The organism is bacterium (assembly GCA_021108215.1).
Taxonomy (GTDB): Bacteria; Oederibacteriota; JAAXVQ01; order JAAXVQ01; family JAUVAV01; genus JAIORK01.
Map to the genome: position 1 here is coordinate 81703 of JAIORK010000045.1, position 22108 is coordinate 103810.

The window sequence follows — 22108 nt, forward strand, 5'->3', positions numbered from 1 at the left end:
GTCAGGCTTTGCGATTTTTCCAAAATGGCGACATCGAACGCAGTTCCTCCACAATACCCGGCAGCACGGCGAGAACCGTATCAACATCCGCTTCCGTATTATAGCGCGAAAAGCTAAACCGGATCGAACCATGAATGGAGGTAAACGGAACCCCCATGGCCCGCAAAACATGACTCGGCTCCAAGGACCCGGAAGTACAGGCTGAGCCTGATGAGGCACAAATACCCTGATCGCTGAGTTTAAGTAAAATCGCCTCTCCCTCGATATAAGAAAAACTTATATTGGCGGTCGAAACCAGCCGTGCGGTGGCATCACCGTTGATATGCACTTCCGGAATGGTTTTTAGAATCCCCCGCTCCAAACGATCACGGAGTTTGGCCAATATAGCAGTTTCCTCAACTTGTTGTTTCATCGCCAATTCACAGGCCTTTCCCATTCCAACAATACCGGCTACATTTTCCGTACCCCCGCGCCGGCCGCGTTCCTGATGGCCGCCGATAATAAAAGGAACAAACCGGGTTCCCCGACGAATATATAAAATACCGACACCCTTGGCCGCATGCAGCTTATGCCCGGAGATGGATACCAAATCCGCTTGTATGTGGCGCATATCCAACGAAAGTTTGCCCGGCGCCTGGACTGCGTCACAATGTAAGAGCGCACCCCGTTCTTTTACAATCTCAGCGATCTTGGCAATCGGGAAAACCGTGCCGGTCTCATTGTTGGCGTACATGACGGAAACCAGGGCGGTTTCCGGTGTGATCGCCTGGCGCAGGGCATCAAGATCAAGGGCTCCTTTGCTGTCAACCGCCAAATAGGTGACCCGATAGCCGCGATTTTCCAAATGCTTGCACAAACTTAAAATCGCCGGATGTTCCACACGGGTGGTGATAATATGCCGTTTTTCCGGATAGGCTTCTAATACACCCCGCACAGCGGCATTATCCGACTCTGTCCCGCAGCTGGTAAACAAAACCTCTGTATCCTGGGAATTAAATAACGCCGCAACCTTTTCACGCGCCTGCTCAACATCCTTCCCCAACTTCCCGCCAAATGTATGCATACTGGAAGGATTACCATAGTCCTCGCGATAATACGGGAGCATGGTCTCTAAAACTTCAGGCGCGACCGCTGTGGTGGCATTGTTATCCAAATAGATAATTTTGTTCATTTTTTTATCTCCTCCACTTCAATATCAGGTTCCACAAATTCCCGGAGTTTTTGGCCCACAACATCCCGCAGCGTAAACTGAGACACCTGACAGCCTGCGCACATTCCCAAAAGTCTAACCTTCACCAGCTTACCCTCAATATCCACCAACTCTAAATCACCGCCGTCTTTTTGCAATTCCGGCCGCACTTCCCGATCCAGGGTTTCCTGGACCAATTGCATGCGCCTGAGATTGGTCAGGGGTTTCGGCTCACCCGTCGTTTGAGGTATCTGCAAATTTTTCTTCACACGCTTGATAATTTCGTCAATTTTCCAATGACAGGAGGCACAGGCGCCGCCGGCTTTGGTATAATTGGTCACTTCTTCAATGGTGCTCAGGTTATTCTCAATGACCGCCCGCTCAATTTTTTTATCGGTGACCCCGAAACACTTACAAACAATTTCCGCCCCTTCTTCTTCCTCTTCTTTGACAAATTCTTTACCCCGGTAATTTGCAATCGCAGCTTCCAACGCTTCCATACCCATCACGGAACAATGCATTTTTTCTTCAGGCAGACCGCCCAATTCTTCGGCAATATCCCGATTGGTTATTTTAGCGGCTTCATCCAGCGTCTTGCCAATAACCATATCCGTTAAAACACTGGAGGAAGCAATTGCGCTCCCGCAACCAAATGTCTGAAATTTAGCCTCTAAAATTTTCTCTGACTGAGGTTCCACCTTCAAGGTCAGTTTTAATGCATCACCGCAAACCAGCGAACCAACTTCACCCAGCGCATTGGTATCAACGACCGTCCCCACATTGTGCGGCTCGAAAAAATGTTTTTTTACTTTATCAGTGTAGTCCCACATAATCATCACGCTCCAAGTATCAGAATAGCTCCCATTTAATCATTCTCTTCATTATTTTCATTATTTTTTTTGCTTTTTCTCAATCCAAATAAACCCAAAAACAATCCCGGCGCCCAGCAAGCCGGTAACCAATGTCGCGGTCTCATTGACCGTCCAAACTGCGGGTAACCGATTGGCCAGATAGAGTGTTTCCTCGCCTACCGTGACACTGCTTTTAAACGGCCAGATTGCCCAAAGCGAGCCCAAAACCAATCCGAGCAAAAATGTCATGGTCTGATCATGCCATTTACGCAATAAAAAATTTAACAACCGTGTAAAGAGCAAAACCCCAATGCCGCAGCCCAGCGCAAAAACAACCAGCAAGAGAAAATCCCGGTAGGTGATGGCCTTGAGCACCTCAAAATAAACTCCCATGAGCAGTAAAATAAACGACCCTGAAATCCCCGGCAAAATCATTGCTGAAATAGCCACAGCACCTGCCGCAAACATCAGGACAAGATGCAGCACCTCATAGTTGGTGCTTTCCTTTGACACGGAAAAAACCGCAGAATTTTTTTTCTCCATTTTTATTTCAATTTTTTTTTGTTCCTTTGCCACCATGGCATCACCGCTCATGGTATTGGCAAGCATGATCACACCGCCCAAGGCAATGATGCCGGCCAATAACCCGGCCAGGGTCTGCTTTCGAATAAGCCGAAACGGCACCAGCGCAGAAACCACCACCAATCCAAAGAAAAATCCATAGGTCGGATCATGCTGCTGTTCGAGTAAAATAGTCATCACATTGGCCAGCGCAACAATCGCCGCCACCGCTCCCATACCGGTCAGAGCAAGAAAAATCGCATCAATTCGTTTCATTTCTTCCAAAAATGCCGTTCCCGCAGTGCGCTTCATTTTTATCAAACCCAGGCAAATTTTGAAAGTTTCCAGGGAGATATTATGAATCGCCCCAATCAAACGCTCATAAATACCTAATACCAGCGCCATGGTACCGCCGGAAACACCGGGAATGATATTCGCCACCCCGATAACCGCACCTTTTAAAATAATCATCACAAACTTCATAACCACCTCGTCTTGCCGCTTGGTTTCCCCGGTTAAATCCACCGGGCATTTCCAAAAAATTTAAATTATTATACACGAACACGATAACGTGACAAGAATTTGTTTCTTGCCCATACAGCTTATTTCCAGGTAGAATATCTTTCTGCTCTTTTACGGTTATTCTTTGCTTGCGCCGGCCGATACTCGGGCAAAAGCATACATTACAATCCAAGGAGACACCTATGCGTATTTTACTGGCAGATGATGACCAGATCACCTTGCGGCTTTTGGAAAATTCCCTGAGACGCTCAAACTACGAAACCATCCTGGCCACGGATGGAGAGGCTGCCTGGAAAATCCTCACCACCCCGCCGATCCCGGAAATTGCATTGCTTGACTGGATGATGCCGGGTCTTGACGGAACCGAAATCTGTCAGCGCCTCCGCACCCGGAATAAAGACGGTTTTGTTTATGCCATCTTAGTGACGTCCAACGACCGGCCCGAGGATATCACGGCCGGTTTGGATGCCGGTGCCAATGACTATATCACCAAACCATTTGATAAGGATGAATTAAAAAGCCGTATCGCAGTCGGTGTCCGGGTTGTCAGTTATGAAAAATCATTAAAAGCCGCCAATGAAAAACTGCTCAGTTATTCTTTGCAAATGGAAACACTGGCCCAGGAACGCGCCCAACAGCTTGTTCAGGCGGATCGAATGATTTCACTGGGAACCATGGCAGCCGGTATTGCCCACGAAATCAACAATCCCCTGACCATTGCACAGGGCAATGTCACCCTGATGAAAAATTTCTGGAACCACTTCGGCGAGAGTGCTTATTCTGAAAAATTCAACCAAACAAAATCACCGGAAAATTTCCATCCCACACCGAGTGATGTTGGCGAGATGATCCTGACAACAGAAAAAGCCATTAAACGTCTACGAAATATTGTCGATGGCATGCGCTCTTTTTCCCACGGACAAGGCGGCGAAGTGGAACTGCTTGACCAGGCCGCCTGTTTGAAAGATGCCATTCAAATCTGTCTTCCCAAAACCAAGCATTTATGTCAGGTACGCAGTGAGATCGCAGACGTCCCTTTTCGTGTGATGGCCAATTCCGTCCAAATTACACAGATCCTCGTTAATCTAATCGCCAATGCCGCTGATGCCCTGACAGGAACAAGCAAGGCTTCAATTACTATAAAAATCTTTCCGGAAAACAACCTGCTCAAAATAACTGTGCAAGACAACGGTCCGGGAATTCCAAATGAATCATTGAAAAAATTATGGAGCCCGTTTTTCACGACCAAACCCAAAGGCCAGGGCACAGGATTGGGATTATCGATCTGTTTGAAAATCGCACAGGACCATGGCGGTGACCTGCGGGTAAAATCAGAAATAGGTCACGGGACAACCTTCACGCTACTTTTACCGCCTGAAACCGAGCACAAAAAACAATTACAGGACCAAGTTGCGGAGCACTCCAGCGTTACCCTGAATACATAAAAATCCCCAGATGGCGGCATTATACCGCTCGGCGGTCACCAAGCTTTTCCATTCCCGGCAACATTTCACTTCGTTTTTCATATTATGCAACAACTCTATTTTAAATAGTCAATCCCGAAAACACGAAACGTATCGGGAATATTAAAAAAACAAAAAAAGATCTGTGTGTGCTGTTGAACGAATAAGCTGCAGGGGTAGGGAATGGTCGCGACCATTCCCTACTCAGACGATTGATCGCGTGAGCTGCCAAAGGACAACGGTCGAAACGGGGATGCGGATAGACATAAAGTAACGGCCACGAAGGCGAAGTATCATCGTATCATCCAACTCCCGGCATCCGGCATTCGCCGGACAAGTTACGCCGGGCAATGCCTGGCAGCGTACTTGCTCAATCGTTTAACCGGGCTTCATCGGGAAATGAGTTCCAATTTGATTTTTTCAAGATCAACTAAAAAATGCTTAGAGGCTGGCTCGCCTGTTTGACAACCCTATAATCAGAGCGGAAAGTTTTTACGAAGATATTTGATTTCATCCTGCCGGGTAATTATTTTTCTTTCCAACCGCAACGCCAGCATTTTTTTTAATATCCGCTCATACACCGGACCGGGAGTGTACCCCATTTTTTTCAAATCCCGGCCGGTGGTATAAATTTTCACGTCCCGCCAGCGCGTCAAATACTTCCGAATAAGCTGTCCGGCAGGTTGTTTGCGATTTCGGTTCATTTCATACAGCAAAACCTCAACCGGAATATTTTTGAGACGGCGGACCGTCCCCATCGCTTGGGCACCGGCCATTTTCCCCAGCGCATCCACTGCCCGGTCACCTGTTTTTTTTTGGACCAGCATCATCTCGGTTATTTTTTTAGGAAACTGACAGCGCTTGGCAAGCTCCAACATCTGAACAGTGCTCAACGGCGTCAGCAAGGTCATTAAATAGACTGCCGACTGATCAATTTCGTCTTCAAGAAACAAAATAACAAAAGCAAACGTTTCCCATACCGTCTCAACATGTGCCAGGACTTTTTTCATTGATTTCAGCGCCGGATGAATCCAAGGCCACAAACGCAACTGATCCAGACAGCGCAGCGCTTTTAAAGGTTGATCCTCCTTTAAAATCAGCATAAGTTCATCAAAGAGACGCGGCCGGGAAAGTTTTCCCATTAAATCACGTTTGAGCGCATGCTGAATATAACGCCGGGTATCCGGTTCAATGGCAAACCCAAATCGCTGAGAAAAACGGATTGCCCTAAAAATCCGCGTCGGATCATCCACAAAACTTAAGGCATATAAAACCCGGATCAACCCGGCATGTAAGTCGTGCAATCCGCCAAAATAATCCACCAATTCACCAAAGCGCCCGGGATTGATGCTGATGGCCATTGCATTAACTGTAAAATCGCGCCGAAACAGATCATATTTCAAGCTGGCCGCCTCCACCTGGGGCAACGCCGCCGGCGATACATAATATTCAGTCCGGGCTGAAGCAACATCAATCACGAAACTTCCGCGACAGTGAATTTTTGCAGTACCAAAACGTTCATGCGATTTTGCATGACCGCCTACCCGTTCGGCCAAAACCGCTGCATAGGCAATCCCATCGCCTTCGACCATGATATCCACATCAAGATTTTCCACCTGGAGTATAATATCACGCACAAATCCCCCAACCACATACGCCTTGATTCCCATGTGATCGGCAACCTCACCTGCGGTATGCAACAATGTCACCACACGCTCCGGCAAACGTTCCTGCAGCATGCGTCGAATTTGAGCACGGTCAAGCGGCCCTTCCTCCCAGGATGAAAAATAAGATTTTATAACAGGATAAAATTCTTCCTCGCGGCCATGGCGCAAAATATCACTCTTGGTCACAATGCCGCAAATTTTGCCTTTTGTCACGATCGGCAGATAACTAATATTTTTATCAATCATTTTTCGGCGGACACTCGACAGTGTTTCTTCCGGACCGGCAGTGACCGGCTGCGACCGCATAACCTCTTGAACAATCACCTGTTCCAGTCCATGATGATATGCTTTGTCCAGGTCATGCAGTGTGACAATACCCACAAGTTGGTTTTTGTCAGTCACCGGCAATCCGGAATGCCTGAAACGCATCATCATTTTCCTGGCTTGCACGACCGTGGCAGCTGCCGTTACCGAAACCACCGGCGCGCTCATGATGGATGCCATAACAGCGGTCTTGGGAATCTCATGTTTAAGCCGCGCCAATAATTTACGGCGCAGTCCTGAAATATCGGTGTTTTTCAAAACCGCCGACGCGGCAGTGGCATGTCCGCCACCTTGAAATGCAGTGAGAATTTTCCCGCCATCCACACCGGGAAAACTGCTGCGTGCAATCACATAAGTGCGCGCATGCATTCGACAGAGGGCAAACAACACCGGAAGATTTTCCAATTCTTTAATACGATTGACAATCACCGCCAAATCCTCGATAAAAACTTCCCGTTGTGCCTGCACCAGACTAATTTCAACACCCTGGATGACGCGGGTAATGCGCGATTTAATCAGATCCTCAAAAAGCAGTTGCTGTTCCTTGCGAAACGGCCGTTTCATGTATTCACTGACAATCGTAAGGTCCGCGCCCTGAGAAATCAAAAAACCTGCCGCAGCTAAATCTTCCGAACAGGTCGATGTATAGGTAAAATTCCCGGTCTCCTCGTACAGCCCCAATGCCAACAGGGTCGCTTCCATGGCAGTCAGGATAATTTTCTTTTCTTGCAGCGCCTGAATGAGGATGGTGGTATTGGCTCCCACCTTTTTACAATACCGGCCGTGAGTACCCAGTCTGTTTTTTTTGTCCGGATGATGATCATAACTGATTATCACCGGTGTCCCCTGATCAAGCAGTCGTCTAAATTCACCCAGCCTTTCCGCTGTGCTGACATCCACCAGAATAATTTTCTCAAATAGTTTGTTTCTTAAAAATCTGGCTTTGACCAACTTCGGAAATAAATCGGGATATTGTTTTATAAAATCACGTACGTTGTACTCCTGGGAACCAGGCAAAAAAATGTGCGCATTAGGGTACAGTTTGCCGGCTGCCAAAACAGATGCCAGGCCGTCAAAATCCGCATTGATGTGGGTCAGAATCAATTCCATAGTTACTATTATAGCCTTCTGTCGGTATATTTTCCCATAGAAATACCATTGATGAAATTGACGTCAGGGTAACAAACCTGCCGAGATAATATTAGTATCGATCCTGAAAAAGTAAAATCAGAACTCATTTACCGATGAAGCCCGGTTAAACAATTGAGCAAGTACGCTGCCAGGCATTGCCCGGCGTAACTTGTCCGGCGAATGCCGGATGCCGGGATTCGGATGATACGATGATGCTCGCCTTCGTGGCCGCTATTTTAGTGTCTATCCTCATCCCCGTTCCGACCTTTGTCCTTTGGCAGCTCACGCGATCAATCGTTTGACCAGGCGATAGTAGGGAATGGTCGCGACCATTCCCTACTATCGGTGAAGACCGACTACACTCTCACCGCCTACGCCCGCGGGTGAAATTGCTTGTGCACGTTTTGCAGCCGTCTCCGGTCAACGTGAGTATAGATCTGGGTGGTGCCGATATCTGCGTGACCCAACATTTCCTGAACAATCCGCAGGTCCGCACCCCCGGCCAGCAGATGCGTGGCAAAAGAATGACGCAGTGTATGCGGTGAAATGGTTTTCGTAATCCCGGCCTTTCGGGCGTAACGTTTTAACAATTTCCAGAAACCAACACGCGAAAAACCCCGCCCTGGCCGGGAAAGAAAAAGCGGAACCGATGCTGCTTGCGTCCCCCGCATCTCTAAATAACGGCGGGTAATCGCCAACGCTGCCATGCCGATGGGAACCAGGCGTTCCTTCCGCCCTTTCCCCTTCACCAAAACATACCCCTCATCCCAGTGAATTTGACCGGGTACGACAGTCACCAGCTCGGAAACACGCATCCCGGTGGCATAGAGCATCTCCAGCATGGCACGATCCCGGACACCATTTCTCATCTTCAACTCCGGCGTACGCAAAAAATGCTCAACTTCAGCAACACTAAGGACATCCGGCAGTTTTTTCCACAACCGGTAGGATTCAAAATCCTCGGTCGGATCATACGCCGCAGTTCCCTCGGTTTTCAAGAACCGATGCAGGCCGCGCAAAGAGACCAAGACACGTACGATGGTTGCCGATGCCTTGGTTTGTTGCTGTAAACTTCCTAAAAAATTCTGAATGTATTCTCTGCCCGGCGGTTGCCGGGGAGCAAAAGAAATTTTCCGTAATGCCAGATAGGCGAGGTATTGCTGAATATCCCCCTGATAGGCTGCCAATGTCAGGGGCGAGAGCCCTTTTTCCGCAGAAAGATATTCTGTAAATTCAAGCAACCAGTCCGGAATGTTTTTTGGGGATTTGGGGTTCATAGAAATATCATAGCGCATCTGCACAGCCGCGACCACACCTTTTCAACACCGTTGCCGCCTGTCAGGTGAGCCGAGTGTGACAGAATCATTTCCCATCCACCAACATCAAAAAAAACGAGAAATACTGTTTATTTTGCAAAATATTTTAAAGAAAAATAAACCAACAGGCCGATAAAAAGAATACGTATCAACCCGGAAGCGATCTTGTGAACCCCTTCCATCTGACGCCGTCTTCTGCGAGCGCGTTCTTCAGTATCCATATCTCTTTATTTCCTTGCCAGCGCATTGTGATAGTACCATGACAACCGGTCAATTTGCAGCCGGGACAAAACACGTCCAAAGGCATCCTGGTCTTTTTCAGAAGCAAATTTAAATACAGCACCATGGCGGTATCCAAAAAGACGGTTCCCTTTGACCCACATCACCTGCATATAATAATTTAAATTTTCCATGTCAGATGTCACTGCTTGAAATAAATCTCCGACCCCAAACTGCGTCCCCTGCGGCAGCCGGCGGGATGCTGAAAAACCGATTCCCGAAGGACTCATATCCTGTATCACCGCCTTCAGCCGGCTGATGATCTTGCCATCAGGCTGGGTAATATTTTTAAAACTGCAGGGCCGTCTCAAGTCAAAGCGGTAAAAGAGCCGCCGCTGCGCGCATAAAATCTCCCCATTGTGTTGGAGCGTAATATTGGAATTTTTTCCCTTCTCAATTTTATGAATCGTACCTTCTATATAGTACATTTTATCCGCACCTATTTTGGTTACCTGGACCGGCAAACCCGGTTCCACACGAATAAGTTCCCAAAATTTTTCCGGCAAATTGAGCGTCAAGGTTTGATTCTCACTCATTGTCACGACCGGATGAAACGTAACCGGATTCGCGGTGTCTGGATTGGTCAGGCCGATTTCATCGCCGCTTTGAATGATCTGATCAACCGGCTTCAACGCAACGTGGGGATCACGCAATTTAAATGCCACAGGAAGCTCCTTTTATGGATACGGTCCAATTATTCACTTGGAGTATCGGCAAAACACGGTATCTTTTAACCCCATCATACACCATTGTACAATGTTTCTACTTTCCGATCATGCTTATTCCTTGGTCCAAATCCTGGTATTAAGGTCCATCTCCGCCACGATCGATTCCACCAATGCAAACAAGCCATACATTTCTTCCATATCCTCCAGCCGGACACCGGAGCTAAAAAGCCGCGGTTCAAACAGCGCTTTGCCAAAAGAGACCGCCACATATACCCGGCTGCCTAAAAAAGAGAGATAAACCGGCCGTTTCATTGTCTCCCTCAGCCGGGTAAGATTTTGCATGATTTTTGGTGTCAGGATGTACCGGGGTTCAATCTGGTCCAATCCGTAAACCACAAATTTTTTCTCAAAAGCCGGGTCTTCCATCTTCACCAGTGTCCCCCGACTCTTGTTCATGGCTTGCAGATGCTTCCCCAGTGATCCAAACAAAGACTCGGCCGTATCGGGCAAAACAAAGGTCTTGCCTTTAATATGCTTATTAAAATCAGCATGAAAAAACAGGCCTTTGAAAATAGTATGCCATTGCTCCCGCCGGTTGCCCTTGCTGTCATAGGAAACGGTTTTGTACTGGGTATGCAATTCGGAAAATTCAAAATCTGTCTTGCCAATCTTCCCGCCAATCAGGTCATCGCCTTTGTAGCGATCCACCCGTTGCCGAAAAAGCTCACTGCCAAAATAAACATCCCGATCAATAAACCGGTCATACGCATACTTCCAGTCCTTATTGTAGAGTTTTAAAATTTCAGCAACCACTTGTTCTTTAAACAACTTCCGGTATACACGATAGCGCTTGCCACTAATGACCACAGCGACGATAAAAATGCCAAGAATGACGAGCCAGGTAATTATCGTCGCGGCCTGAGTTGTCCCCAAAAGCCGAAACATGTTCAGCATCTTGGCCAGGATAAAAAAAACTCCTAAGACACCCAAGGTTGCCCAGACCGGTTTCATCACTTGCTTGCGAACCGTCTCCAGTGCCTGCAGCCGGGTTTTCAGTTCATTGTCGAAAAGATCCTTAATATGATTATCGTCTTCCATTGACCGCCCCTCTCCGGTTTATGCCTTAAACATATCACCCACATTGACATTTTGGCGTTCTGCTTGTGTGATCTCAAAAACCTGCTTACGTTTGTATCTCATCATGCCGGCAATAATACTGGAAGGAAACATTTCAACACCGTTGTTGTACTCGGTCACGGTTGCATTGAAAGCCCGCCGGGCTGCTGAAATTTGGGATTCCACTTCATTCAAGCTTCTTTGCAACTGCATAAAATTTTCATTGGCTTTTAAATCCGGATAGTTTTCAACTGCCACCATCAAGCCCTTGACGGATTGTGTAATCTGGTTGTCCAGCACAACTTTTTCATCAGAATTCAGCGTCCCGGAAACAGCGCGGCTCCTGAGTTCAGTCAATTTTTCCAGAGTGTCTCTCTCATGCTGCATGTAATTCTTGACAGCTGAAATTAAATTCGGAATCAAATCATACCGCTTTTTCAATTGCGCATCAATCCCGCCAAAAGTATTTTCCACCGCATTCTTCTTGGCAACCAAACCATTATAGATACCAAGAATAATCAACAATCCCAAACCGACAGCACCTATTAGTACCATAAGGCCTATCCCCATATCCATCCTCCTTTTGGACAACATTTTATTTTTCCAGCCATTCCGCCCACCGGAAACACAGCTGTACTCATCCCCCGGCGAGTACAACTTAAAAAACGAATCATCTCACCGGTTTGATCAAAGCGGCAGTATGACATCGCCTTGACTTCCACGTATTGCCGTAGGAATCAAACCGGTCAAAACCTCCATGACGGCAACGATAAAAACAATGACAATAACCAAATACAGCATACGCACAACCAATCCTTCCCATTGCACCAGCCGGCGCCGGGCTTTTCCAAAAACAGATGCCAGGAGCAACACCACCATCAACAGTGGGACCAGCTGACGCGATTGAAAAACAAAATCATCTAAGATTAGAAAGTAAAGTGTCAAAGGAAAGACAATAAGAACAACCATCGCCAGATGGCATATAAAAAATGTATTCCACTGAAAAGCATCCCCAACGGAAGCAACGTGGAGGCGGCCGGCTGCGTTGCGCTGTCCGACTACAAAAAAAAGTGTGATATTTATAAAAACAACCCAAACCGTCGCAAACGCAATCAGATGATAATTATTGTTAAAATTAAAAGGATTGTCAGACGTAAGCAGATAATAGACTGTTACAAAATAAAGAATTTGCAGAACAAACATAATCAGCAGCACGATCCCGGGTCCATACCACGGCGATCCGGGTAAATTTTTTTTTTGTGCTCCCTGAAATTCTTGCCGGTCCATACCGTCTCCTTCACAGGTGATATATCATTATGCGCGAAGGACTAAAGCAAATCAATTAAGAAAATAAATATTAATGTTTCGGGTTATCTGATTGCCGGCAACGTCACCTTTTGTAGATACCTTCATCCTTGCAATCCCCTGCGTACGACTTATTCCATCAATCCAAAACCAGCTTACCTTGATTCATTTATTCTCTTCAAGAATGCGAATCATTTTGTACCCTTCCGAATACCCCGAAACACTCCCCGCAACGAATGACGGAGATAAAAACACCTCAGCCGCACGTGAAGCGGCCAAAGGAACCCCTTGATTTCTCAAAATAAAATAGCGCGTTGTATTCCGGCCTTGTTTCATCTGCCGAACCATGGCTTTTTCCCATGGTTTTTCCAAAATCAACGAGTAAATTTTTTCAGGATAGATCCATGACCGTCTAAAGCCATTGTAAGCCTTCAATGTCATATCCAACTCACTGTGGTTGGCCAAATCATACTTTGCTTCGATCCGCAGCCAGTCTTTTCTTCTGCGTAAATACCGGATATACTCCCGTTTTTTTTCCAGCATGCGAATGCCGGCCTCAATATTATAAATAGGATCTATCTTGATTTTTTCCAGATCCCAAAGTGAAGCATCCAGACAGTGCGAGTCCTCATTAATCTGCATAATACCCACGTCATATGTTTTCCGCTTATTTCCCGCCCGGCGGACGACGGTTCCGTTCACCAGCGGGCGCCCCTGCACATCTGTTTGCCGCCACTCGCTTTCATACCAGGCAATCGCCTTCACCATTTCAACAGGAAAATCCGTCCGAGCAGTCTCAAATTTTCGGTTCATCATCGCAAAATTCCGGGTTTGCCAGGTTGATAAAATTTCCGGACGCTTGGCTGCGTCGTGACGCAATGTCTGTCCGGCTTGCCCATTGAATCCGGCATAGGTGCTGGACCAGGGAGCATATATCAGGAGCACGGTACCCAACACACTAAATACCCCTATTTTTATCATCACCCATAAACCCCAGCCAAGTCGTGGGTTACCATTTTTATGCATTTATCTTTTCCTCTGTTTTTCTACCCTCGGGATACTCTCTATGAAAAAAACGTGACAGGATGTCGTTGCTTGAGACTCTATCTTATCCATAAATTTTTGACACAAAAAAAGAGCGGATACTTTCCCGCTCTTTTTCAGGCACCACCCTATCATTTTCATGATTTTATGTCAATTCAAATGAAGCCAACAAATGCATCACCGGACGTGCACTTTATACCCGCGCTTTTTTGCCATCCTTACAGATCACTGCCTTCCTGCCAGTCTCCGGAATGTTTTTCTGATTTCTTTTCCCGCAGATAAATGATAAACGGCAGGGCCAACAAACTTAAAAACGGCGTCCACTGGTAAACTTGACGAAGACTAAACCAATCACTGAAAAAACCGACAATCAAGACTGCCAAACCGGCCCCGAACAGACGCATGGACATGTATATTCCATTCATCAAACCAGGCTGATCCGTCCGTGTCTCATTGACAATTGCCAGCAAAGCCGGTTCCGGCGCAAACATCACAATGCCAAGAAAAAACAGGCTGATATACTGAGCCGGGCCGGAAGTTATTAAAAAAAACAGCATAAAAATTATTGATAAAACCACGGACCAGCCTAAAACATTCCGTTTTCCCAACCGGTCCGCCCAATTCCCCGCCAAAGCAACCCCCAGTGTGCCGCTAAGTTGAAGCAATGACAATGCCATACCGCCGACCCAAATGGTTTCTCCCTTTTGTAAAAGATATACCGGCAAAAAAGCGGTCATGGCTGATTTAAGCAGGCTGCGAAAAAAAACAAATCCGCCCAAACCAATGAACAACCGGTTATACTGCATAAAAAAACCAGCGACATCATGGTACAGATGGTTCCCGGTACGTTTGGGTGCTTTTTTCGGATTGTCATGGGTAAACACCAACAGTACCAACGAGGCGGTCAATCCAAAAAACACCAACCGCCAGGTCCCTTCCAGTGTCCAAAAAGAAATCGCGCTGATAATAATCAAAGGACCGCTCATGCGTGCCAGTTCTCCACCAATCATAAACCAGCTCATGCCCAGGCTGATTCGCTTGCCCGAGTCTTTTTTAATAAAAATCGGTGCCGGAACATGAAATGCGGATGACCCGACTCCCATGACCAGAAGCAAAAGCAGCAGCATTCCATAATTGGGTGCCAGACCGAGCAGACTCATGCTCACACCTGTCAGTGCCGGCGCCGCCACCATCACATAGCGCATAGAAATCCGATCAGCGATCAAACCCATCACCGGATTTGTCAGTGAGGGGATGCGCTGCGCAAACGCCAGCATGGCGGCCATGCCATACCCAATGGCAAGTTTGTCAATCAAAAACGGGAGCAAAGGTGCTAAAAACGAAGAATAAACATCATGAATATAATGACCATAGGAGACGGCAAAAATACCGGACCAGCGCATTGAACGCTCCGGTTTGCCTGATACTTTTTTTGACATCACGACAATCCCAACTTCCTTAAAAATCCCAACCACTTCAGCATACAAAAACAGCATTATACGCATCTAATATATAATTGCGAATAAAAAAACCTGCACCTGCCATTAATTGCTGCAATCCGGCACCCAGATAAGCCGGGATCATGAGTGAGCGAACCATATACACCATCTTGGTATAGAGTGCGCCCAAAGCCAGTGCTTTAAAAACCTGATCTTCTTTGGCCAGCCCGTCGGCCAGTGCCATATCAACAACTTTCTCGCCTTTTTTGGCCAACAGGTTGACATATTTAATCGCCTTGGCAGCACTGATAAATTACAATCGGCTTTTTAACTATAGTGAGTTGAAGAAACGCGCCCGGGTGTTTTTATCGTAGGGAACGGTTTCAAACCGTTCCCTACAAACCCGTCCCCGTCCTACCTGCGCCCCACCACCCATGCCCTACGGAATCTTTCCTTCCCATTCCGGATTTTCTTCATCTTCCGCCCACTTCAATGGATTATTTTGAATGTATTTTCTAATGCTATGCAATTCCCTGTCATTACGGATAATACGGTCGTAATAAGATTTTTGCCAAACCGGCAACCCCTGCGTTTGGCGTAATTGATTGATCGTTTTCGATGCATATGTTTTAAAACCACGTACGATTTCCGGCAACCCGTGGTGTTGTGTTTCATTCGTCGTAGGGAACGGTTTCAAACCGTTCCCTACAAAATTCGTGATAACAATAATTCCGTGTAAATGATTAGGCATAATCACATATTCATCCAATCGACAATGTCCATAATGGTGCGGCGGTTTTTCCCAATACGTCATCGCAATTTCCCCATATTCATTCAGTTTTATTTTACCATTTATTATTTCCCCGAATAAGCATTCCCGAGTATGTGTACACAAAGTAATAAAATACGCACCTGCGGCAGAATAATCATAATCCAACAGACGATTCCTTTTGCGTTCACGCATAATTGTTTTCATATCCCTGCCCTTTTTGTCGTGCTAATTTTTGTTCCTGCTCAGGCCAGCGCGCTTTTTTCAGATTAAGATGTTTACTCACATTTTTATTATCATCAAATTTCTCATTAAACTGTTTTTCTTTCAGCCGCACCTCTCTATTTCTTCCTGAATCCAATAGGTTTATTTTTCTTTTTGAGCGTTACAGGTAATTTGAGCATTTCATCAATAATGCCATCTATCCTGGTGATACGCTTGTCATGATTAATCTGTTTCGCTTCCACTCGATTAAGATGTTTGTAGAGATCCTTGTGAATAACACTCCATTCACGTAATTTGGTGAAAGTACGCATGATTTGAATATTAATCTGAATAGCCAGTTCATTTTGCAGCACGGTCGAAAGCATTGACACACCATTCTCAGTAAACGCGAATGGCAAATACTTGGAATGGCGTCCTTTCTCTAAGGTGCCAAATTGGCACCTTAGAGAAACCGTTTCTTCCTTTGTTAAGACGAGTAAAAAATCATCCGGAAAACGGCTGATATTTCTTTTCACCTGTCTTTTTAATTGTCTCGTTTCCACCCCATACAATTCCGCCAAATCCTGATCAAGCAAGACCTTTTTTCCACGAATAAAATGAATTTTTGATTGAATCGAGTCGATGGGTACAATAATTTTTTCCGGCATGAGTCCTCCATATTCGCGTGATATGGAGTTAGACTAAAAATCCCTAAATTTCATGCAAATAAAATCACCTTGGCTCAAAATATTTCTATTACGGTATTTAGTTGAAGAAACGCGCCCGGGTGTTTTTGTAAGACCTAGTCGTAGGGAACGGTCAGCTTGCCTGACGAATGCCGGGCGACCGTTCCCTACGGTAGTTCAAATAATCAAACAAGTGTGTTAATTAAACATTTAAACTCCGGCACAAATCATTTCTATTGCCGTATTACCGAACTACGTCCCGTATTCCGCATCAGCTTGATAAAAGACCGGATTTTTCCAGCGCATCAACTAATTTTTTCTCGTCAAATGGTTTACGCACATATCCGGCAATCTGCCCTTCAAATACGCGCATTGCATACTTGGGATTATTGGAAGCGGTCAACATAATGATTTTAATTTCCTTGATCCCTCTGCAAACCCGGGGATGCTCCATCTGCCGGATGGTTTTCAATGTCTCAATCCCATCCATTCCGGGCATCATGAGATCAAGAAAAACACAATCCACATCCTCTTCGGCAGACCAGTACCTTTTGATAATTTCAATCGCTTCCGCGCCTGACAGTGCTTTTTCACATTCGCCATAGGGTCTCAGAAAACATTCGACCAATTCACAAATATCCGGTTCATCGTCAATAATCAAAATCCGCATAAATATCCCCCTGTCGAGCATCCTTGCAGGCCATGTATATGCCGCCAATCTGCTATAATATCATTCACCCATTCCAAAGTATCGACATTTTGGCGCATTTTATTACAGGTACAACACTCCTTCTTCAGACTATGTTCGGTGCCGAAGTTCGAATGTTCGAATAACTCCCCACCCTCACCCTGCCCTCTCCCCTCAAGGGAGAGGGTTCATTGAAAAAAATCCGGGAACCTTGCTTTTTTTATCTCTCGCAAAGCCGCTAAGCGCAAAATCATTTTAAGGTGTGAAAATTTATTCAATGGTGAGGTGTTTGATAACTTTTTTGATTGTCTTTCTCGTAAAATCAATATATTCCCTGCATTCTTTGCGGGTCGGATCAATACCGCCGTCGTATAAATCAAGATTTCGCTTGGTTCGCATAAGGTTTCCCATGGTCACCACATCTTTGCTCTTTAATATTTCTCCCATTTTCTCAATAATTTTCATATGGTGACCCGGTACGCTGCGGGTATGCACTTGATGATTCGCCAACAAGGCGATCCCGGCTTTCAAAAATGCTGAATAGGCATAATTAAATTTAACAGAGGCAAAGGTATCTTTTTCGGCAATATCCAGATCCTTGAGCGCATTTCTGTAATACTGCTGCACCTGCTCACTGGTATACTTCTGCTTCCGAAAAAAACGCTCTTCAAATTTCATACATCAATCTTGATATACTTTTTTTTAAGAATGTCTGTAACCAATGGTTCTTTTTTCTTTTTCCGGCTGAGAAACTCTTTTTCATCCATATGAATGACATTGATTTCCCGATTGATCTCTTTTTGAATGCTATTCATTTTGCGTTGCACATCGAGTACTTTATGGTTTCCGATAACCATAAGATCAACATCACTCCGGTTATCCATTGTTCCATTGGCATATGAGCCGAAGATAATCGCTGTTTTGGCACCCTTGACATGTTCAAGCATTTTCCCGACCTTTTGTTCAAACCCAGTTTGCTTTAATACGATTTTTTTATATTCACTGAGAAAGGGATATTTTTTATTAAGCGCATATAATTTCAAATTCCCCCGCATTTTGCTCTGCAATATCCCTTCGCGCTGGAGTTCATTTAATTTTTTCACCAAATTGCGTTTATCCAATAAAAGCGTACTTTGAAGTTCATTAACATAAAGCTCTTCCGTATCATTCAAAAAAAAGTAATTCAAAACAGCTTGCGTTATTTTGGACCGTAAGGATATCATCCCTAAAACCTCCGGTGTAATTATTTACACCGATAAGTGTATATTATTACACCGCATGTTTCAAGCTGATTTCCATCCTCGTTTTCGTCTATTCATATATTTAAGACTCATTTCCGAATGTTTTCTTGCATATTATTTTTTCATTTTCACACAGGTGGAGAAAGAGTGATTCCAGGCATGATTTCGTACAATCAGGGGATCAAAGAAGCAGCGTTTGGTTTTATCCTATTATTTTGCTTTTCCTTGCGCTCTTCGCGCCTTGGCGTGAGGGTGATTTATACTTAGGTCGAGTAGCCCAGGGGAATCTCACCCCTAGGCTACTCGACCCAATTAATTAAAATTTCACACTGAAGGTGAAGAGGTTCTCGGTCTCAAAATCCTCTTCTTCCCAAAATTGCGGCCGCAGGGCGTAATCCAGTACAAAATCGACCTTGCCTGCCTTGAACCGAAAACCCACTCCTGCGGAAAATCCATTGACCGATGCATTGGCGGAATATTCATAGCCCATTCGCAGGGCCAGCATCCGGCGGAACCAATACTCCGCTCCCAAATGCAGCAGGATGTTTTCCTCCGGCACCAGATAATCTACATCCAGCACGGTATTCAGTGTATGCCGGCCTTCCTCCAGGGGCGTATAGCAAGCACCGACAAGCACCTTCATCGGGAGCGGATCTTCGGCCTCACTAAACTTCACCGGTGTGCCCAAATTGCGCAGCGCCAGCCCGATGGTCAGAAGCCGGCTCATCTCATACTGGGTTCCCAGATCCAAGGAAAGCGCTGTGGTATCCACCGGCCCGAGTTCCATCACAACCATTTTAATATTGACGCCCATACTGAATCCGGCCACAACCGGCCGGGCAAAACTCAGTCCGTAAACCATATCCTTGACATTCACCGTCGCTTCGCCTGCCACATGATTGTCAATCACCGGCTGGGCACGGTAAAGTATCTGCGCGCCTACAGAACCGAGCCCGGGTGCGATGATGACCGCATTGAGCCGTTCGGCGGAAATCCCTTCGAATCCGCCAACATGCATCAGCATAATCTCATTTTTTTCAATATTATGCACACCGGCAGGATTCACCTCAAGTGCGGCAATATCACCGGAACAGCCGGCAAAGGCATTCCCCATGGCGGCGGCCCGGGCACCGTTTTGCTGCTGCAATATTTGTGCGCCGCTGGTCCCGGCACCGGCAAACCCCCGGGCGCTCAAAACGGTAAGCGTTAAAATCATCAGTGAACAAACAACGTATTTCTTCATCATGCCTCCAATAAAATTTATCGTGCTAGTGCGAACACGATGGACAGCCTGCCCCGCGAATGCGGGGTAAACCCGTGAATTTTTATAAAACATATTATAAATATATTGCATCACTGTTTACAAGGATTATTATTCATCTCAGCTTTTAAAAATCTTATCCACAAATTTCCACGGTGTTCATATTTTTTTCTTATGCCCTGCTCTTTGACATCAAAACAGACAATTCGCAGGATCGGCAAAGAATGTTTTTTTAGTTTATATCCATTATTTAATAGTTTCATTTCTTTGCGTGCTTTTTCGCTTCGCGGCTTAGCGTGAGATGTTTTTATTTTCGCTTTTACCCTATGGGTCGTCGTTCGGGTTGATTCGCGAAAGATCACTTCTCTTTCAAAATTTCCATCTGGATCTCAACCCGCCGGTTTTTAGAGCGAAGGTGTTCCCGCTTGCTTTTAATAAGCAGACGCTCCTTACCAAACCCCGTGGTTTTCAATTCCCAATTGACAATCCCCATCCTCCGCATGTGCGCCTTGACCTCCTGGGCGCGCTTGCGGCTGATATTATGATTGGCCCATTCACTACCCACTTCATCAGCATGCCCCTGAATGGTCACCTTAATTTTTTCTCCCTGCTGTTGGTAGATCTCAACCGCTTTGGCAATCTTGTCCTCCATCTCAGTGGTGATCTCCGTATCATTGAAATCAAAAAGAATTTTAAGAATCCTGAATCGCACATGTCCTTCACGCGGAGCCAGCATTTTGGCAGGTATGGCAATAATATCATTTTTCACCATGGCTTTGCCCCCGGTCTTGGAAACAAACCGGATCTCATAGACATAGTTACGCTTGGGAGACACCCACCGGCCTTTGCTGTCTTTGCCGTCCCATACCACTTTGCCGGGCAAGGTTTTTTCCCCTCTGAGCACCCTAACCGTTTTGCCGGTTTTGGCGTCCCGAATCCTGATGCCCCAGGTCTTGATCTGATCTAGATATTCTTCAAATCGAAATACCGCTCCCGCGCACACGCCGTACCCCAGTTTTTTAAAAAACAACTGACGCACCGGTTTTTGCACCGGCCAGACCTGGTTCTCGATCTTCACACCTTTTTCAGTCATATATTCAAATGAATAGGAAAATTGCCCCTGCGCGACCTTTTTACCGTATTTATCCGTTCCATCCCATACCATCCGCTTAGGCACCGCTTTACCGATATATTTAAACGTACGAACAACATTCCCTTGCTTGTCCTTAACTTTAAATGTAAACCCTTTAATCTTAAAATTCCGCTGTGAGGTTTTTGGGATAAACACCATTTTGCCCACTTGTTCACGCGTCTGAATTTTAAGCCGCGGTGCGGAAGGAACAAAGGGGGTTGGGACAGGCGTCGGTGTCGCCGGTTTTTCCGTGAAACGGTACCCCAGACTGACATGATGAACATTCCCCAAAAAACCGGATGGTTCAAAAACATAATCCAGATAAAAATCCTGCCAGGCAAACCCGGCGCCGGCCGTGAGTCCGGCAAACTTGCCCAAATTGGCCAGGGTGCCCGGTCCATTGCGCCAACCGGCGCGAAGTAAAAAATAGGGTATCGGTTGATACTCAACCCCGCCGGCCAGATAACTTTCATCATCGCGCGGCAAGACTATATCAAAGGTCAACACCAGATTCTCAACTGCCTGAGCACAAAAGCCTGTCCGAACCTCCATGCCCAACGGATCACCGGCCGTGGTCTCGCCTGCATGTAAAACCGTTACACCCACATTAAGTCCGGGATGGAATTCCCAGACCAGCCCCAAATCTCCGCCCAGACCGTGAATTTGGGCAATATAGAGATCCTGATATAGATATTCCAGATTCAATCCAAAGGCCAGTTTCCGCCATTGGTAGGCATAACCGATTTTCAAATCCATATCTTTGGTTGAAAAAAGTTCCAGAGAATTCCCGTCGCGATCATATCCCTCAATATTGGTTGTCTGAGAATAAATAAAGCCAAGACCTACCGTGCCTCCGGCCGTGGGAATGGCGGCCCCAAAAAACCCCACCTCGGTATCGGTCCAGTGCTGACGAAAAGAAATTTCTGCATTGAAATACGGATAGCGTGCCAGTGCGGCAGGATTCCACCAAAGACCCTCTTGCCCCCGCGACGCCGCTACACCGGCATTGCCCATGGCCAGTAACCGCGAAGAAGCCGGTTGCGAGAGCATCACAGCCGCAGATGTGCCTGTCTCTTGAAGCGTACCTGCATATGCCGGGATGGTGATAAAAAGCATGATGACGAAAAAATAGCGTTGCTTCTTCAATTCCTTCTCCTAAAAAAATGCTTCATCTAAAAAATATAAATGCCTATCCACAGATTACGCAGATTACGCAGATTAAAATACTTTTAGGGTAAAGATATTACTGTTT

General features: G+C 46.1%; 21 protein-coding genes. 1 reads left to right on the forward strand and 20 read right to left on the reverse strand.

The window, feature by feature from the left end; genetic code table 11:
- Position 1: 1 nt before the first annotated feature.
- From nifS to K8S19_10425, 3 genes are read right to left on the reverse strand one after another with little or no spacing between them, the layout of a single operon-like run.
- Positions 2 to 1171: a cysteine desulfurase NifS gene (nifS, locus tag K8S19_10415; protein ID MCD4814089.1), complete on the reverse strand. Its 1170-nt coding sequence runs from the start codon at positions 1169 to 1171 to the stop codon at positions 2 to 4.
- Complete coding sequence (gene nifU, locus K8S19_10420) at positions 1168 to 2019, reverse strand: Fe-S cluster assembly protein NifU (protein ID MCD4814090.1); 852 nt, start codon at positions 2017 to 2019, stop codon at positions 1168 to 1170. The genes nifS and nifU overlap by 4 nt, the downstream gene beginning before the upstream one ends.
- Before the next feature lie 60 nt (positions 2020 to 2079).
- Entirely contained in the window at positions 2080 to 3126 is a 1047-nt protein-coding gene (locus K8S19_10425) for a DUF368 domain-containing protein (protein ID MCD4814091.1), read from the reverse strand.
- Between the two features lie 179 nt (positions 3127 to 3305).
- Between K8S19_10425 and K8S19_10430 the strand changes: the two genes are divergently transcribed.
- The gene (locus tag K8S19_10430) at positions 3306 to 4568 is read left to right on the forward strand and encodes a response regulator (protein MCD4814092.1); all 1263 of its coding nucleotides are present in this window, start codon (positions 3306 to 3308) and stop codon (positions 4566 to 4568) included.
- A gap of 494 nt (positions 4569 to 5062) precedes the next feature.
- On the opposite strand, the gene K8S19_10435 is transcribed toward K8S19_10430, so the two are convergent.
- From K8S19_10435 to K8S19_10515, 17 genes are all read right to left on the reverse strand, one after another.
- Positions 5063 to 7687, reverse strand: a complete 2625-nt coding sequence (locus K8S19_10435) for a CBS domain-containing protein (protein ID MCD4814093.1) — start codon at positions 7685 to 7687, stop codon at positions 5063 to 5065.
- A gap of 392 nt (positions 7688 to 8079) precedes the next feature.
- Complete coding sequence (gene xerD, locus K8S19_10440) at positions 8080 to 9003, reverse strand: site-specific tyrosine recombinase XerD (protein ID MCD4814094.1); 924 nt, start codon at positions 9001 to 9003, stop codon at positions 8080 to 8082.
- A gap of 248 nt (positions 9004 to 9251) precedes the next feature.
- The gene (locus K8S19_10445) at positions 9252 to 9968 is read right to left on the reverse strand and encodes a PilZ domain-containing protein (GenBank protein MCD4814095.1); all 717 of its coding nucleotides are present in this window, start codon (positions 9966 to 9968) and stop codon (positions 9252 to 9254) included.
- Positions 9969 to 10082: 114 nt separating this feature from the next.
- Positions 10083 to 11069, reverse strand: a complete 987-nt coding sequence (locus K8S19_10450; protein ID MCD4814096.1) for a DUF3137 domain-containing protein — start codon at positions 11067 to 11069, stop codon at positions 10083 to 10085.
- 18 nt (positions 11070 to 11087) lie between these two features.
- Positions 11088 to 11657 (reverse strand): LemA family protein, encoded by a 570-nt coding sequence (locus K8S19_10455; GenBank protein MCD4814097.1) that lies wholly within the window; start codon positions 11655 to 11657, stop codon positions 11088 to 11090.
- 117 nt (positions 11658 to 11774) lie between these two features.
- Positions 11775 to 12374, reverse strand: coding sequence for a hypothetical protein (locus K8S19_10460; protein MCD4814098.1), 600 nt, complete (start codon positions 12372 to 12374; stop codon positions 11775 to 11777).
- A gap of 183 nt (positions 12375 to 12557) precedes the next feature.
- Positions 12558 to 13418 (reverse strand): transglycosylase SLT domain-containing protein, encoded by an 861-nt coding sequence (locus K8S19_10465; GenBank protein MCD4814099.1) that lies wholly within the window; start codon positions 13416 to 13418, stop codon positions 12558 to 12560.
- Between the two features lie 236 nt (positions 13419 to 13654).
- Positions 13655 to 14932, reverse strand: a complete 1278-nt coding sequence (locus K8S19_10470; GenBank protein MCD4814100.1) for an MFS transporter — start codon at positions 14930 to 14932, stop codon at positions 13655 to 13657.
- Positions 14913 to 15149 carry a hypothetical protein gene (locus K8S19_10475; protein MCD4814101.1) on the reverse strand — a complete coding sequence of 79 codons (237 nt, stop codon included), beginning with the start codon at positions 15147 to 15149 and terminating at the stop codon, positions 14913 to 14915. The genes K8S19_10470 and K8S19_10475 overlap by 20 nt, the downstream gene beginning before the upstream one ends.
- A 165-nt stretch (positions 15150 to 15314) precedes the next feature.
- A complete protein-coding gene (locus K8S19_10480; GenBank protein ID MCD4814102.1) occupies positions 15315 to 15851 on the reverse strand; it encodes a transposase in 537 nt (178 codons plus the stop codon).
- Complete coding sequence (locus K8S19_10485) at positions 15832 to 15981, reverse strand: hypothetical protein (GenBank protein ID MCD4814103.1); 150 nt, start codon at positions 15979 to 15981, stop codon at positions 15832 to 15834. The genes K8S19_10480 and K8S19_10485 overlap by 20 nt, the downstream gene beginning before the upstream one ends.
- A gap of 4 nt (positions 15982 to 15985) precedes the next feature.
- Positions 15986 to 16516 carry an ORF6N domain-containing protein gene (locus K8S19_10490; GenBank protein ID MCD4814104.1) on the reverse strand — a complete coding sequence of 177 codons (531 nt, stop codon included), beginning with the start codon at positions 16514 to 16516 and terminating at the stop codon, positions 15986 to 15988.
- 289 nt (positions 16517 to 16805) lie between these two features.
- Positions 16806 to 17204 carry a response regulator gene (locus tag K8S19_10495; protein MCD4814105.1) on the reverse strand — a complete coding sequence of 133 codons (399 nt, stop codon included), beginning with the start codon at positions 17202 to 17204 and terminating at the stop codon, positions 16806 to 16808.
- Between the two features lie 288 nt (positions 17205 to 17492).
- Positions 17493 to 17900 carry a hypothetical protein gene (locus tag K8S19_10500; GenBank protein MCD4814106.1) on the reverse strand — a complete coding sequence of 136 codons (408 nt, stop codon included), beginning with the start codon at positions 17898 to 17900 and terminating at the stop codon, positions 17493 to 17495.
- Positions 17897 to 18445 (reverse strand): nucleotidyltransferase domain-containing protein, encoded by a 549-nt coding sequence (locus K8S19_10505; GenBank protein MCD4814107.1) that lies wholly within the window; start codon positions 18443 to 18445, stop codon positions 17897 to 17899. The genes K8S19_10500 and K8S19_10505 overlap by 4 nt, the downstream gene beginning before the upstream one ends.
- A gap of 334 nt (positions 18446 to 18779) precedes the next feature.
- Complete coding sequence (locus K8S19_10510) at positions 18780 to 19709, reverse strand: PorV/PorQ family protein (protein ID MCD4814108.1); 930 nt, start codon at positions 19707 to 19709, stop codon at positions 18780 to 18782.
- Positions 19710 to 20082: 373 nt separating this feature from the next.
- A complete protein-coding gene (locus tag K8S19_10515) occupies positions 20083 to 22002 on the reverse strand; it encodes an OmpA family protein (protein ID MCD4814109.1) in 1920 nt (639 codons plus the stop codon).
- Between the last annotated feature and the right edge of the window lie 106 nt (positions 22003 to 22108).

What these genes read in the sequence shown, in the direction of transcription:
- K8S19_10450 (MCD4814096.1), bottom strand. Translation starts at nt 11,069, where the DNA reads ATGGAAGACGATAATCATATTAAGGATCTTTTCGACAATGAACTGAAA.
- K8S19_10470 (MCD4814100.1), bottom strand. Translation starts at nt 14,932, where the DNA reads ATGCTGTTTTTGTATGCTGAAGTGGTTGGGATTTTTAAGGAAGTTGGG.
- nifU (MCD4814090.1), bottom strand. Translation starts at nt 2,019, where the DNA reads ATGTGGGACTACACTGATAAAGTAAAAAAACATTTTTTCGAGCCGCAC.
- K8S19_10480 (MCD4814102.1), bottom strand. Translation starts at nt 15,851, where the DNA reads ATGAAAACAATTATGCGTGAACGCAAAAGGAATCGTCTGTTGGATTAT.
- K8S19_10500 (MCD4814106.1), bottom strand. Translation starts at nt 17,900, where the DNA reads ATGAAATTTGAAGAGCGTTTTTTTCGGAAGCAGAAGTATACCAGTGAG.
- xerD (MCD4814094.1), bottom strand. Translation starts at nt 9,003, where the DNA reads ATGCGCTATGATATTTCTATGAACCCCAAATCCCCAAAAAACATTCCG.
- K8S19_10460 (MCD4814098.1), bottom strand. Translation starts at nt 12,374, where the DNA reads ATGGACCGGCAAGAATTTCAGGGAGCACAAAAAAAAAATTTACCCGGA.
- nifS (MCD4814089.1), bottom strand. Translation starts at nt 1,171, where the DNA reads ATGAACAAAATTATCTATTTGGATAACAATGCCACCACAGCGGTCGCG.
- K8S19_10490 (MCD4814104.1), bottom strand. Translation starts at nt 16,516, where the DNA reads ATGCCGGAAAAAATTATTGTACCCATCGACTCGATTCAATCAAAAATT.
- K8S19_10455 (MCD4814097.1), bottom strand. Translation starts at nt 11,657, where the DNA reads ATGGGGATAGGCCTTATGGTACTAATAGGTGCTGTCGGTTTGGGATTG.
- K8S19_10465 (MCD4814099.1), bottom strand. Translation starts at nt 13,418, where the DNA reads ATGCATAAAAATGGTAACCCACGACTTGGCTGGGGTTTATGGGTGATG.
- K8S19_10430 (MCD4814092.1), top strand. Translation starts at nt 3,306, where the DNA reads ATGCGTATTTTACTGGCAGATGATGACCAGATCACCTTGCGGCTTTTG.
- K8S19_10435 (MCD4814093.1), bottom strand. Translation starts at nt 7,687, where the DNA reads ATGGAATTGATTCTGACCCACATCAATGCGGATTTTGACGGCCTGGCA.
- K8S19_10510 (MCD4814108.1), bottom strand. Translation starts at nt 19,709, where the DNA reads ATGATGAAGAAATACGTTGTTTGTTCACTGATGATTTTAACGCTTACC.
- K8S19_10495 (MCD4814105.1), bottom strand. Translation starts at nt 17,204, where the DNA reads ATGCGGATTTTGATTATTGACGATGAACCGGATATTTGTGAATTGGTC.
- K8S19_10505 (MCD4814107.1), bottom strand. Translation starts at nt 18,445, where the DNA reads ATGATATCCTTACGGTCCAAAATAACGCAAGCTGTTTTGAATTACTTT.